Annotated in this window: 9 protein-coding genes; all 9 read left to right on the top strand. The window is 69.8% G+C overall.

Annotated elements, in window-relative coordinates; all coding sequences use genetic code 11:
* The first annotated feature begins 40 nt into the window (after positions 1–40).
* Positions 41–1,702 carry a choline dehydrogenase gene (betA, locus tag AB0937_RS37190; RefSeq protein ID WP_366718425.1) on the top strand — a complete coding sequence of 554 codons (1,662 nt, stop codon included), beginning with the start codon at positions 41–43 and terminating at the stop codon, positions 1,700–1,702.
* A 197-nt stretch (positions 1,703–1,899) separates the two neighbouring features.
* On the top strand, positions 1,900–3,369 hold the full coding sequence (locus tag AB0937_RS37185) for an aldehyde dehydrogenase family protein (RefSeq protein ID WP_366718453.1): 1,470 nt from the start codon (positions 1,900–1,902) through the stop codon (positions 3,367–3,369).
* A 20-nt stretch (positions 3,370–3,389) separates the two neighbouring features.
* Entirely contained in the window at positions 3,390–4,478 is a 1,089-nt protein-coding gene (locus AB0937_RS37180; RefSeq protein ID WP_366718423.1) for a glycine betaine/L-proline ABC transporter ATP-binding protein, read from the top strand.
* The gene (locus tag AB0937_RS37175) at positions 4,478–6,487 is read left to right on the top strand and encodes an ABC transporter permease subunit (protein ID WP_366718421.1); all 2,010 of its coding nucleotides are present in this window, start codon (positions 4,478–4,480) and stop codon (positions 6,485–6,487) included. The genes AB0937_RS37180 and AB0937_RS37175 overlap by 1 nt, the downstream gene beginning before the upstream one ends.
* A 13-nt stretch (positions 6,488–6,500) precedes the next feature.
* Positions 6,501–7,463 carry an ABC transporter substrate-binding protein gene (locus tag AB0937_RS37170; protein ID WP_366718419.1) on the top strand — a complete coding sequence of 321 codons (963 nt, stop codon included), beginning with the start codon at positions 6,501–6,503 and terminating at the stop codon, positions 7,461–7,463.
* Between the two features lie 227 nt (positions 7,464–7,690).
* A complete protein-coding gene (locus tag AB0937_RS37165) occupies positions 7,691–10,129 on the top strand; it encodes an FAD-dependent oxidoreductase (protein WP_366718417.1) in 2,439 nt (812 codons plus the stop codon).
* Between the two features lie 117 nt (positions 10,130–10,246).
* Entirely contained in the window at positions 10,247–11,107 is an 861-nt protein-coding gene (locus tag AB0937_RS37160; protein WP_366718415.1) for a bifunctional methylenetetrahydrofolate dehydrogenase/methenyltetrahydrofolate cyclohydrolase, read from the top strand.
* Positions 11,104–12,387 carry a serine hydroxymethyltransferase gene (gene glyA, locus AB0937_RS37155; RefSeq protein ID WP_366718413.1) on the top strand — a complete coding sequence of 428 codons (1,284 nt, stop codon included), beginning with the start codon at positions 11,104–11,106 and terminating at the stop codon, positions 12,385–12,387. The genes AB0937_RS37160 and glyA overlap by 4 nt, the downstream gene beginning before the upstream one ends.
* Positions 12,384–13,616, top strand: a complete 1,233-nt coding sequence (locus tag AB0937_RS37150) for a sarcosine oxidase subunit beta family protein (protein ID WP_366718411.1) — start codon at positions 12,384–12,386, stop codon at positions 13,614–13,616. The genes glyA and AB0937_RS37150 overlap by 4 nt, the downstream gene beginning before the upstream one ends.
* Positions 13,617–13,639 lie beyond the last annotated feature (23 nt).

The raw sequence follows: 13,639 nt of genomic DNA, 5'->3' as shown, positions 1-13,639 counted from the left end.
ATGCCGCGCATTCTCTACGGCGCGAGCGAGACGAGGCCTCATGGCTCACTTGCAGTACGACTTCGTCATCGTCGGTGGTGGATCGGCCGGCTGTGCACTGGCCAACCGGCTCTCCGCGGATCCCGGCAACCGGGTACTGGTCCTGGAGGCGGGCAGACCCGACTACCCCTGGGACGTCTTCATCCACATGCCCGCGGCGCTGACCTACCCGATCGGCAGCCGCTTCTACGACTGGAAGTACGAGTCCGAACCCGAGCCCCACATGGGCGGCCGGCGCGTCTACCACGCGCGCGGCAAGGTCCTGGGCGGGTCCAGCAGCATCAACGGCATGATCTTCCAGCGCGGCAACCCCATGGACTACGAGCGCTGGGCGGCCGATCCCGGAATGGAGAGCTGGGACTACGCGCACTGCCTGCCGTACTTCCGGCGGATGGAGAACTGCCTGGCCGCCGACCCGGAGGACGAGTTCCGCGGCCACGACGGCCCCCTCGTCCTCGAACGCGGTCCGGGGACCAACCCGCTCTTCGAAGCCTTCCTCAAGGCCACCGAGGAGGCGGGGCACGCACCCACCAGCGACGTGAACGGCTATCGACAGGAAGGTTTCGCCAGGTTCGACCGCAACGTCCACCGCGGGCGCCGGCTGTCGGCCGCGCAGGCGTACCTCAAGCCCGTGCGGAAGCGGCCCAACCTCACCGTCACCACGCGCGCCCTGGTCACCCGCGTCCTCTTCGAGGGCAAGCGGGCCGTCGGTGTCGAGTACCGGCGTGGCCGTGGCAGACCGCAGCAGGTGAGGGCCGGTGAGGTCATCCTCTGCGGAGGCGCGATCAACTCCCCGCAACTCCTCCAGCTCTCCGGCGTCGGCAACGCCGAGGAACTCGCGGCGCTCGGCGTGGACGTCGTACACGATCTGCCGGGCGTCGGCGAGAATCTCCAGGATCATCTGGAGGTGTACATCCAGTACGCCTGCAAGCAGCCCGTCTCCATGCAGCCGTACCTGGCCAAGTGGCGTGCCCCCTTCATCGGCCTGCAGTGGCTTTTCCGCACGGGCCCGGCCGCGACCAACCACTTCGAGGCGGGGGGCTTCGTCCGCGGCAACGACGACGTGGCCTACCCCAACCTGATGTTCCATTTCCTGCCCGTCGCGGTCCGCTACGACGGATCCGTGCCCGCCGGCGGACACGGCTACCAGGTGCACGTCGGACCCATGTACTCCGACGCCATCGGCTCGGTGAAGATCAAGAGCAAGGATCCCGCCGAGCACCCCGCGCTGCGCTTCAACTACCTCTCCACGGAGAAGGACCGCCGTGAGTGGGTCGAGGCCGTCAGGGTCGCACGCGCGCTGCTCAACCAGCCCGCCATGGCCCCGTACAACGCCGGGGAGATCTCGCCCGGCCCGTCCGTGGAGAGTGACGAGGAGATCCTCGCCTGGGTCGCCAAGGACGGTGAGACCGCGCTGCACCCGTCCTGCACCTGCAAGATGGGCACCGACGACATGGCCGTCGTCGACCCGGCCGACCTGCGCGTGCACGGTGTGGAGGGGCTGCGGGTCGTCGACGCGTCCGTGATGCCCTACATCACCAACGGCAACATCTACGCGCCGGTGATGATGATCGCGGAGAAGGCCGCCGACCTCATCCTCGGCAAGGAGCCGCTGCCGCCGTCCCGCGCCGCGTACTACCGGCACCGCGAAGCACCCGCGTAACCCGCAGATTTCAGGAAGCCGACCGGCCCGGAGACGTGACGCTCCGGGCCTGCCGGCGTCGGGTTCTCAGGGTTGCCTCCTTGGCAGAACCGTCATCGGCCAAACCCTTGACGTGCGTTCCCGCCTTCTCCCAGAGTGTTCCACCACAAGCAATGCGATGCGTGATGCGCAACGCGGTTCGCTCGAAGGGCCTCGACGTGGCAGACCTGTACGTGGACGGCAAATGGCGGGATCCCGTGGCCGGAGGTCACCGGGACATCCGCTGCCCCGCCGACGGCACACTCTCCGTGACCGTGTCCGAAGGCACCCGCCCCGATACCGAGGCGGCCATCGCCGCGGCCCGCCGTGCCTTCGATGAAGGCCCCTGGCCGCGCACCCCCGAGCGCGAGCGCGGCGCGCTCCTGCTGCGCACCGCCGACATCCTCGAACGCGACGCCGACGCGTTCGCCCGCGCCGAATCGCTGGACACCGGCAAGCGGCTCGTGGAGAGCGAGTACGACATCGCCGACGTCGTCTCCTGCTTCCGTCACTACGGAGGGCTCGGCGGCACCGACGCCGGCCGGGTGATCGACACCGGCCGTGACGACGCCGTCAGCCGCGTCGTGTACGAGCCGATCGGCGTGTGCGCACTGATCACCCCCTGGAACTACCCGCTGCTGCAGGCGAGCTGGAAGGTCGCCCCGGCACTCCTCGCGGGCAACACCATCGTCCTCAAGCCCAGCGAACTCACCCCCTCCACCTCGATCCTGCTGATGAAGGCCCTTACGGAGGCAGGACTTCCGGACGGCGCCGCCAACCTCGTCCTGGGAACCGGGCCCGAGGTGGGAGCACCGCTCGCCGAGGACCCCGCCGTCGACATGGTGTCCTTCACCGGCGGCCTGGACACCGGCAGACGCATCATGGCCACCGCCGCCGCGACCGTGAAGAAGGTCGCACTGGAGCTCGGCGGCAAGAACCCCAACGTCGTCTTCGCCGACGCCGACTTCGAGACGGCCGTGGACTTCGCGCTCACGGCCGTCTTCCTGCATTCGGGCCAGGTCTGCTCAGCCGGTGCACGGCTGATCGTCGAGGACGCGCTGCACGACCGGTTCGTCGACGAGGTGGTCCGCCGCGCCCGGCGGATCCGCCTCGGCGGCCCCTTCGACCCGCACGCCGACACCGGCCCGCTGATCTCCGCCCAGCACCTGGCGAAGGTCGAGGCGTACGTCGCGGCCGGACTCGCGGAGGGCGCCGTCCTGCGCTGCGGCGGCGCACGCCCCGACGACCCGGCCCTGGCCGACGGCCACTACTACCCGCCGACCGTGCTCGACGCGTGCGGTCAGGACATGCGCGTGGTGCACGAGGAGTCCTTCGGGCCCGTCCTCACCGTGGAGCGCTTCACCGACGAGGACGACGCGGTACGCATCGCCAACGACACCGAGTACGGACTCGCCGGCGCCGTCTGGACGCAGGACGCCGGCAAGGCCCAGCGGGTCGCCCGCCGGCTGCACCACGGCACGGTGTGGATCAACGACTACCACCCCTATGTGCCGCAGGCGGAATGGGGCGGGTTCGGGCACTCCGGCGTAGGCCGGGAGCTGGGACCGACGGGCCTGGACGAGTACCGGGAGCCCAAACACATCTGGCAGAACATCCAACCCCGGCCGCAGCACTGGTTCCGCGGCTGAACGCCGAAAAGAGGTCGAACATGACCCCAGCAACGACCGAGGCGCCGCGGCGGCGCGACACCCCCCAGGACTCGGCGCCCACTCCCGTCATCTCCGTACGCGAGCTGTGGAAGGTGTTCGGGCCGAAGGCGGCCCAGGTGCCAGGATCCGAGGAACTGCGCGGACTCTCCCGCCGCGAACTGATGGACCGCACCGGGTGCACGGCCGCCGTGCGCGACGTGAACTTCGATGTCGCGCCCGGCGAGGTGTTCGTCGTGATGGGCCTGTCCGGCTCCGGCAAGTCCACCCTGGTGCGCTGTCTGACCCGGCTCATCGAACCCACCGCCGGCGAGATCCTGTTCGAGGGCGAGGACATCCGCGATGCGGACGCGAGCCGCCTGCGCGAGCTGCGCCGCAGCAAGTTCTCCATGGTCTTCCAGCACTTCGGGCTGCTGCCGCACCGCCGGGTCGTCGACAACGTGGCCTTCGGTCTGGAGATCCGCGGCATGAGCAGAGCCGAGCGCACCAAGCGCGCGCTGGAGGTCGTCGAACTCGTCGGCCTCTCGGGCTACGAGAGCTCCTACCCCGACCAGCTCTCCGGCGGCATGCAGCAGCGCGTGGGACTCGCCCGCGCCCTGGCCGGCGACCCCGACGTGCTCCTGTTCGACGAGCCGTTCTCCGCGCTCGACCCGCTGATCCGCCGGGACATGCAGAACGAGGTCGTCCGCCTGCATCACGAGGTCGGCAAGACGATGGTGTTCATCACCCACGACCTGTCCGAGGCGCTGAGGCTGGGCGACCGCATCCTCATCATGCGGGACGGCAGGATGGTCCAGTGCGGCACCGGTGACGAACTGGTCGGCGCCCCGGCCGACGACTACGTGCGCGACTTCGTCAGGGACGTGCCCCGCGGTGACGTGCTGACCCTGCGGTGGATCATGCGTCCGGTGGAGCCGGACGACCCACTGGACGGCCCGGAGCTGGGCCCGGACGTCGTGGTGAAGGAGGCCACGCGGGCGGTGCTCGCGGCCGACAAGCCGGCCAAGGTCGTCGAGAACGGCAAGCTGCTCGGCATCGTCGGTGACGACGAGATCCTCGCGGTGGTCGCCGGGCAGGAAGGCGACGCGTGATGACGGTCGCCGTACAGAAGACGCAGAGGCCGCAGAGAACCGGGAGCGAGGAGCCGCCCGCTCCCGCCCGGCGCGCGCGCACGGTGAGCCGCGCGACGGTCGTGGCCGCGATCCTGGTCGTCTGGCTCGTCCTCTTCGTCGTGCTGCGCGGCAGGCAGACCCTGTCCCTCGCAGCGGCCGATCTGACCGACCTGCACCGGTGGTTCAACGACGTCAACGACTCCATCGGCGCGAACCGCAACTCCAACCCGCTCTTCCTCTACTTCTTCAACGAGATCCGCCTGGTCATCGACTCCCTGGTGACTTTCGTGCAGGAGCTGATCTCGCAACCGACCGCAGGCCGCCCGGTTCCGCAGATCGGCTGGCTCGGTGTCGTGGGCGTCGTCGGCTACGTCTCGTGGGCCGTGGGCAACTGGCGCGTGGCACTGCTCGCCGTCGCCGGTTTCACCTTCCTCGGCCTGCAGGGGCTCTGGCAGGAGAGCATGGACACGCTGGCGCTGACGCTCTCCGCGGTCTTCGTGGCGCTGCTGTTCGCCCTTCCCCTCGGGGTGTGGGCCGGGCTGTCCGACCGGTTCAACCGGATCGTGACGCCGTTCCTCGACTTCATGCAGACGATGCCCACCTTCGTCTACCTGGCGCCCCTGACCCTGTTCTTCCTGATCGGTCCGGCCTCCGCCACGATCGCCACGGCCATCTACGCGGCACCGCCCGCGATCCGCATCACCGCCCACGCCATCCGCTCGGTTCCCGAGACCACCGTCGAGGCGGCGGATTCGATGGGCGCGACACGGCGCCAGGCGCTGTTGAAGGTCCTGCTGCCGATGTCCAAACGGACCGTGGTGATGGGCGTCAACCAGACCATCATGGCCGCCCTGGCCATGGTGACCATCGCGGCCCTGATCAACGCGCCCGGCCTCGGAGCGACCGTGGTCCAGGCCCTGCAGTCGCTGGACGTCGGCACGGCCTTCAACGCCGGACTGGCGATCGTCGTGATGGCCATCGTGCTGGACCGGGTCACCACCGCCGCGAGCGGGCGGGCGGACACGGCGCGGGGCTCGGACAGTCCTTTCCTCAAGTGGCGGCGGCACCTGCTGGTGGCCGGGGGAGTGGCGGCCGCGGTCCTGGTGTACCTGTCGCACACGTACCTGTGGGCGGCCGAGTTCCCCGGCGAGGGCAGCACCGGAAGCACCATCGCCAGAGCGGCGACCGACGTGACCACCTGGGCACAGGACCACCTCTCCGGCCTGACCAACGCCTTCCGCGACGTCCTCACCAACGGCCTGCTCAACCCCTTCCAGACCCTGCTGACCGACTCCCCGTGGTGGCTCGTGGGCGCCGCCCTCGTCGCGCTCGGCACGGTACTCGGCGGATGGCCCGCCGGGGCCACCACCGCCGTGTGCGCGGGCCTGCTCATCGGCACCGGTGTGTGGTCGGACGCCATGACGACCCTGGCGTCCACCGCGGTGGCGACCGTGCTCGTGATGCTGCTCGGCGTCGTCCTCGGCGTCTGGATGGGACGCAGCGCGCTCGTCGACCGGCTGCTCAGGCCGTCCCTGGACGCGGCCCAGGTCATGCCGCCGTTCGTTTATCTCGTGCCGTTCCTCGCGCTGTTCGGCGCGACACGGTTCACGGCGATCGTCGCCGCGATCGTCTACGCGGCACCCGTCGCCATCAAGATCATCGCCGACGGTGTGCGGGCCGTGCCCGGGACCACCGTCGAAGCGGCCATGTCCACCGGATGCAACACCTGGCAGATCATCACCAAGGTCCAGCTGCCGATGTCACGCGGAGCCCTGACCCTCGCGACCAACCAGGGCCTGATCTACGTACTGTCGATGGTCGTGGTGGGCGGCCTGGTGGGAGCGGGCGCCCTCGGCTACGACGTCGTGGCCGGCTTCTCGCAGGGCCAGCTGTACGGGAAGGGCCTGGCTGCCGGACTCGCCATCGTCCTGCTCGGAGTCATGTTCGACCGGATCACTCAGGCAGCGGCTCGCCGCGCCGGCGCATAAGGAGCACCTCACCATGGCACGACACTGGAGAGCCGGCGCTGCCGGCCTGGCCGTCCTCGGCCTCACCCTCACGGCCTGCGGGGGCGCGAAGGTCGGTGACGACAGCGCGGCAGGCTCCGCCGGCTCGGGCAAGTGCGGCACCTTCAACCTCGCGATCAACCCGTGGGTGGGCTACGAGGCGAACGCGGCTGTCCTCGCCTACGTCGCCGAGCACGACCTGGGCTGCAAGGTCGAGCAGAAGGACCTCAAGGAGGAGATCGCCTGGCAGGGCTTCGGGACGGGTGAGGTCGACGCCGTCGTGGAGAACTGGGGCCACGACGACCTGAAGAAGAAGTACATCACCGATCAGAAGACGGCCGTCGAGGCCGGTCCGACCGGCAACAAGGGCCTCATCGGCTGGTACGTGCCGCCGTGGCTGGCGAAGGCGCACCCCGACATCACCGACTGGAAGAACCTCAACAAGTACGCGTCGAAGTTCAAGACCTCGGAGTCGGGGGGCAAGGGCCAGCTCCTCGACGGAGACCCCTCGTACGTCACCAACGACGAGGCGCTGGTGAAGAACCTCAAGCTGGACTTCAAGGTGGTGTACGCGGGCAGCGAGACCGCGCTCATCCAGGCGTACCGCAACGCCGAGAAGAACAAGCAATGGGTGATCGGCTACTTCTACGAGCCCCAGTGGTTCCTGTCCGAGGTGCCGCTGAAGAAGGTCGGCCTTCCCGAGTACAAGGAGGGCTGCGACGCCGACGCGGAGAAGGTCGCCTGCGACTACCCCGTGTACGAACTCGACAAGATCGTCAGCGCGAAGTTCGCCAAGTCGGGCAGCCCGGCCTATGACCTGGTGAAGAACTTCAGCTGGACGAACGACGACCAGAACACCGTGGCCAAGTACATCGCGGTGGACAAGATGGCGCCCGAGGCCGCGGCGAAGAAGTGGGTCGAGGCCAACCGCGACAAGGTCGACGCCTGGATCAAGTAGGGCGCGGGAACGCCCGTGTGAGTCCGGCCGGAGAGGCCCGGCAGGCTGTGTCGTCAGCCTGCCGGGCCTCGTCGTTTTGCGGTGGTACCTCCCCGTCGCGCCCGGGTGTTTTTCCGGCGTCGCGGACCCCTTGACACGCCGATGCACGGCGGGCACATTGAGTTGCGCAACCTGAACCCTGTTGCGTAGACAGCAACTGGATCGCTTTCAACGTCGGAGGTGCGGCGATGGCGGGACCCCGGGTGGTCATCATCGGAGCGGGCGTCGTGGGGGCAGCGCTCGCCGACGAGATCTCCGCGCGCGGCTGGACCGAAGTGACCGTGGTCGACCAGGGCCCACTGCCTGCCACCGGGGGCTCGTCGTCGCACGCCCCCGGCCTGGTCTTCCAGACCAACCCCTCCAAGACCATGACCGAGATGGCCCGTTACACCGTCGAGAAGCTCTGCTCCCTCGATGTCGACGGGCAGCCCTGCTTCCTCCAGGTCGGCGGCCTGGAGGTGGCCACCAGCCCGGAGCGCGCCACCGAACTCCGGCGGCGCCACGGCTGGCTCGCCTCCTGGGGTATCGAGTCCCGGCTGCTGACCACCGAGGAGTGCGTCGCACAGCACCCGCTCGTCAACCCGGACAAGGTCCTCGCCGGCCTCCACGTACCGACGGACGGTCTCGCCAAGGCGGTCCTCGCCGTCGAGGCGCAGATCCGCCGGGCCACCGAGCGCGGTGTCCGTTTCCTCGCCCGCCACGAAGTGCTCGACGTCCAGCAGGCCGAGGGCGAGGTGACCGGCGTCCTGACCGACCAGGGCGAGATCCCGGCCGACATCGTCGTGTGCTGCGCCGGCATCTGGGGCCCGAAGATCGCCCGCATGGCCGGCATGAACCTCCCGCTCACCCCGCTCGCCCACCAGCTCGCCTGGACGGGCCCGGTCCCCGCCCTGGCCGGGCAGACGCAGGAGGCGGTCCGCCCGATCCTGCGTCACCAGGACGCCGACCTCTACTACCGCGACCGCTTCGACGGCCTGGGCATCGGCTACTACGGCCACCGCCCCATGCCCATCTCCGCCGACGACATCCTCTCCGTGGACGAGTCCGACCAGATGCCCTCCGTCCTGAAGTTCACCGAGGAGGACTTCGAGGAGGCCTGGACCGAGACGCAGTCACTGCTCCCGGCGACGAAGGACGCCAAGGTGGAGGAGGGCATCAACGGCCTGTTCTCCTTCACCACCGACGGCCTGCCGCTCCTCGGCGAGTCCCCGGACGTCAAGGGCTTCTGGGTCGCCGAGGCCGTCTGGGTCACCCACTCCGCGGGCGTCGGGAGGGCCATGGCCGAGTGGCTGGTCGACGGTTACTGCTCCTCCTTCGACCTGCACGAGTGCGACGTCAACCGCTTTGAACCGCACCAGCTCTCGCCCGAGTACGTACTGGCCCGCGACTGCCAGAACTTCGTCGAGGTCTACGACATCCTCCACCCCCTCCAGCCGTCCGGGGAGCCGCGCCCGATCCGCACCAGCCCGTTCCACAGCCGGCAGCAGGAGCTGGGTGCCTTCTTCCTGGAGGCGAACGGCTGGGAGCGCCCCCAGTGGTACGAGGCCAACGCGGGCCTGGTCGAGGGACGTTCCATCGTCACTCCCAACGACTGGGCAGCGCGGTACTGGTCGCCCATCGTCGCCGCGGAGGCACAGACCACCCGCGAGACCGTCGCCCTGTACGACATGACGGCCCTCAAGCGGCTGGAGGTCAGCGGGCGCGGCGCCGGTGACTTCCTGGAGCGGCTGTGCACCGGCAAGGTCGCCAAGTCAGTCGGCTCGGTGACGTACACGCTGCTCCTCGACCACGACGGCGGCATCCGCAGCGACGTCACCGTCGCCCGGCTGGCCCCCGACCTCTTCCAGGTCGGCGCCAACGGCAACCTGGACCTCGACTGGTTCACCCGCCACCTCCCCGGCGACGGCACCGTCCAGGTCCGCGACATCACCCCCGGCACCTGCTGCATCGGCCTGTGGGGGCCGCGCGCCCGCGACGTCCTCCAGCCCTTGACCGACGCCGACTTCTCGGCGACCGGCCTCAAGTATTTCCGCGCCAAGCGCGCCCACATCGGCTCCGTGCCCGTCACTGCGATGCGCCTGTCGTACGTAGGCGAGCTCGGCTGGGAGCTGTACACCACCGCCGACCTGGGGCAGAAGCTATGGGACACGCTGTGGCGGGCGGCCGAGCCGCTGGGCGGCATCGCGGCCGGGCGGGGCGCCTTCAACAGTCTCCGCCTGGAGAAGGGCTATCGCTCCTTCGGCACGGACATGACGTACGAACACGACCCGTACGAGGCCGGTGTCGGCTTCGCCGTGAAGCTCGACAAGGACGACTTCGTCGGGAAGGCCGCGTTGGAGCGGCGCAAGGCCGATGTCCGGCGGAAGCTGACCTGTCTCACGATCGACGACCCGAAGGCCGTGGTCATGGGCAAGGAGCCGGTGTACGACGGGGACCGTGCGGTGGGGTACGTCACCAGCGCCGCGTATGGATACACGATCGGCAAGGGCATCGCCTATGCGTGGCTGCCGGTGGAACTGGCCGCTCCGGGGGCTGTTCTGCACATCGGGTACTTCGACCAGTCTGTTGAGGCCGTGGTCGCCGAGGAGCCTCTCTTCGACCCCACCATGTCCCGTTTGCGTGGCTGAGTCTTCGTCTGCGGGTGCGTCGTGGCTTGTCGCGCCCCGCGGCGGAGCCGCTGATCGACACAGCCCCGCGCCCCTCAAGGCCGTTCCACCACAGCCTCGCCGGAAGGAACACTCCAGGTGACCGCACAACTCCTCGACGGAAAGGCCACTGCCTCCGCCGTTCGCGGTGAACTCGCCGAACGTGTGGCCAAGTTGGCCGCTACCACCGGACGGGCGCCGGGCCTGGGTACCGTCCTGGTCGGTGACGACCCCGGCAGTCACGCATACGTCGCGGGCAAGCACCGGGACTGCGCCCAGGTGGGGATCGCCTCGATCCGCCGGGAACTGCCCGCCGACGCCTCCCAGCAGCAGGTCGAGGCGACGATCGACGAGCTCAACGCCGACCCCTCCTGCACCGGCTACATCGTCCAGCTCCCGCTGCCCCGCCACCTGGACGCGGGCGCCGTACTGGAGCGCATGGACCCGGCCAAGGACGCCGACGGACTGCACCCCGTCAACCTCGGCCGGCTCGTCCTCGGCGTCGAGGCACCGCTGCCCTGCACCCCACGCGGCATCGTCGAACTGCTCCGCCGTCACGACGTGCCCCTCGCCGGAGCGCGCGTGTGCGTCATCGGGCGGGGCATCACGGTCGGACGGCCCATCGGGCTCCTCCTCACCCGCCGCTCGGAGAACGCCACCGTGACCCTCTGCCACACCGGAACCAAGGGCCTGGCCTGGCACACACGCGAGGCGGACGTCGTCGTCGCGGCCGCCGGCTCACCCGGGCTGATCACCAAGGACATGCTGCGCCCGGGTGCGGCCGTCCTGGACGTCGGCATCACCCGCACCGACCAGGGCCTGGTCGGAGACACCCATCCGGACGCCGCCCAGGTCGCCGGTTGGCTCGCGCCGATGCCCGGGGGCGTGGGCCCCATGACCCGCGCCATGTTGCTCGCCAATGTCGTCGAGGCCGCCGAGAGGAACGCGAACGCCGTATGAACGCGCTGAACACCCCCCTGGCGGAGCTGGACCCCGAGGTCCACGCCGCGCTCCGCGCCGAACTGCACCGCCAGCAGTCCACCCTGGAGATGATCGCCTCCGAGAACTTCGCGCCCTCCGCCGTGATGGAGGCCCAGGGTTCGGTCGCGACCAACAAATACGCCGAGGGCTACCCCGGCCGCCGCTACTACGGCGGCTGCGAACACGTCGACGTCACCGAACGGCTGGCCATCGAGCGCGTCAAGTCCCTGTTCGGTGCCGGCTTCGCCAACGTCCAGCCGCACTCGGGCGCCCAGGCGAACACCGCCGTCTTCTTCGCCCTGCTCCGGCCCGGCGACACCGTCCTCGGCCTCGACCTCGCGCACGGCGGGCACCTCACGCACGGCATGCGCATCAACTACAGCGGCAAGATGCTCAACGTCGTGCCCTACCACGTGTCCGAGGCGGACAACCTCGTCGACATGGACGAGGTCGAGCGGCTGGCCAAGGAGCACCGCCCCAAGATGATCATCGCGGGCTGGTCGGCGTACCCCAGGCAGCTGGACTTCGCGGCCTTCCGCAGGATCGCCGACGAGGTGGGCGCCCTGCTGATGGTCGACATGGCGCACTTCGCCGGGCTGGTGGCGGCCGGGCTGCACCCGAGCCCCGTGCCGCACGCCCACGTCACGACCACGACCACGCACAAGACCCTCGGCGGCCCGCGCGGCGGCGTCATCCTCACCAACGAGGCCGACCTCGCCAAGAAGATCAACTCGGCGGTGTTCCCCGGCATGCAGGGCGGCCCCCTGGAGCACGTCATCGCCGCCAAGGCGGTGTCGTTCAAGGTCGCCGCGACACCGGAGTTCGCCGAACGCCAGGCCCGCACGCTCGCCGGCTCCCGCATCCTCGCCGAACGCCTCACCCGGGCGGACGCGGCAGCCGCCGGAGTCACGGTGCTGACCGGCGGCACGGACGTCCACCTCGTCCTGGTCGACCTGCGCGACTCCGAGCTGGACGGCCGCCAGGCCGAGGACCTGCTCCACGACATCGGCATCACGGTCAACCGCAACGCCGTGCCCTTCGACCCGCGCCCGCCCATGGTCACCTCGGGCCTGCGCATCGGCACCCCCGCCCTGGCCACCCGGGGCTTCACCGAGGATGACTTCGCCGAGGTCGCGGACGTCATCGCCCTCGCCCTCCAGCCGGAGCCGGACGTGGCCGCCCTGCGCGCCCGCACCGAGGCCCTGGCCGCCAAGCACCCGCTCTACCCGCACCTGTCCGACAACGGAGCCGCCCGATGACCCCCCGCACCCCCGGCGCCGAGCTCCCCGAGCACCCCGACCGGCTGTGGCGCAACCCGGAGCCGAAGCGCTCCTACGACGTCGTCATCGTGGGCGGCGGCGGACACGGCCTGGCCACCGCCCACTACCTGGCGAAGAACCACGGCATCACCAATGTCGCCGTGCTGGAGAAGGGCTGGCTGGCGGGCGGCAACATGGCCCGCAACACCACGATCATCCGCTCCAACTACCTCTGGGACGAGAGCGCCGGAATCTACGAGCACGCCCTCAAGCTGTGGGAGGGCCTGGCGGACGAACTCGACTACCCGATCCTCTTCTCCCAGCGCGGCGTGCTGAACCTCGCCCACAGCCTCCAGGACGTCCGCGACAGCGTGCGCCGCGTCGAGGCCAACCGGCTCAACGGTGTGGACGCCGAATGGCTCGACGCGGACGGAGTCAAGGACGTCTGCCCGATCGTCAACATCTCCCCGGACGTGCGTTACCCCGTCCTGGGCGCCACCTACCAGCCGCGCGCGGGCATCGCCAAACACGACCACGTCGCCTGGGGCCTGGCCCGCTCCGCCGACGCCGCAGGCATCGACATCATCCAGAACTGCGAGGTCACCGGCCTCGACGTGGCCGGCAACCGGGTGATCGGAGTCCAGACCACCCGGGGCCCGATCGCCGCGGGCAAGGTCGCGCTCTGCTCGGCGGGCCACACCTCGGTCCTGGCGGCCATGGCGGGCATCGAACTCCCCGTGCAGAGCCATCCCCTGCAGGCGCTCGTGTCGGAGCTGCTGGAACCGGTCCACCCGACGGTCGTCATGTCCAACGCGGTCCACGTGTACGTCAGCCAGGCGCACAAGGGCGAGCTGGTGATGGGCGCGGGCATCGACGCGTACAACTCCTACACCCAGCGCGGCGCCTTCCACATCATCGAAGAGCAGATGGCGGCGGCCCTGGAACTCTTCCCGGTCTTCGCCCGCGCCCACGTCCTGCGCACCTGGGGCGGCATCGTCGACGTCAGCCCCGACGCCTCACCGATCACCGGCCTCAGCCCGGTGGACAACCTGTACCTCAACTGCGGCTGGGGAACGGGCGGTTTCAAGGCCACTCCCGGTGTCGGCTGGGTCTACGCCCACACCATCGCCCACGACACGCCGCATCCGCTGAACGCCCCCTTCTCGCTCGACCGTTTCACCACCGGCGCGCTCGTCGACGAGCACGGCGCGGCCGCGGTGGCCCACTAGGACCACTGGAAGCTTTGGGAGCC

The sequence above is a fragment of the Streptomyces sp. NPDC047880 genome, assembly GCF_040706515.1.
In the GTDB taxonomy this organism is placed as follows: domain Bacteria; phylum Actinomycetota; class Actinomycetes; order Streptomycetales; family Streptomycetaceae; genus Streptomyces.
The sequence above is the reverse complement of the archived record's forward strand: the minus strand, read 5'-3'. Positions and strand labels throughout refer to the sequence as shown.

Bases quoted from the DNA above. Each gene is read 5' to 3' on its own strand.
- AB0937_RS37165 (WP_366718417.1), top strand. From the start codon at position 7,691: ATGGCGGGACCCCGGGTGGTCATCATCGGAGCGGGCGTCGTGGGGGCA.
- AB0937_RS37175 (WP_366718421.1), top strand. From the start codon at position 4,478: ATGACGGTCGCCGTACAGAAGACGCAGAGGCCGCAGAGAACCGGGAGC.
- AB0937_RS37150 (WP_366718411.1), top strand. From the start codon at position 12,384: ATGACCCCCCGCACCCCCGGCGCCGAGCTCCCCGAGCACCCCGACCGG.
- AB0937_RS37180 (WP_366718423.1), top strand. From the start codon at position 3,390: ATGACCCCAGCAACGACCGAGGCGCCGCGGCGGCGCGACACCCCCCAG.
- AB0937_RS37170 (WP_366718419.1), top strand. From the start codon at position 6,501: ATGGCACGACACTGGAGAGCCGGCGCTGCCGGCCTGGCCGTCCTCGGC.
- glyA (WP_366718413.1), top strand. From the start codon at position 11,104: ATGAACGCGCTGAACACCCCCCTGGCGGAGCTGGACCCCGAGGTCCAC.
- betA (WP_366718425.1), top strand. From the start codon at position 41: ATGGCTCACTTGCAGTACGACTTCGTCATCGTCGGTGGTGGATCGGCC.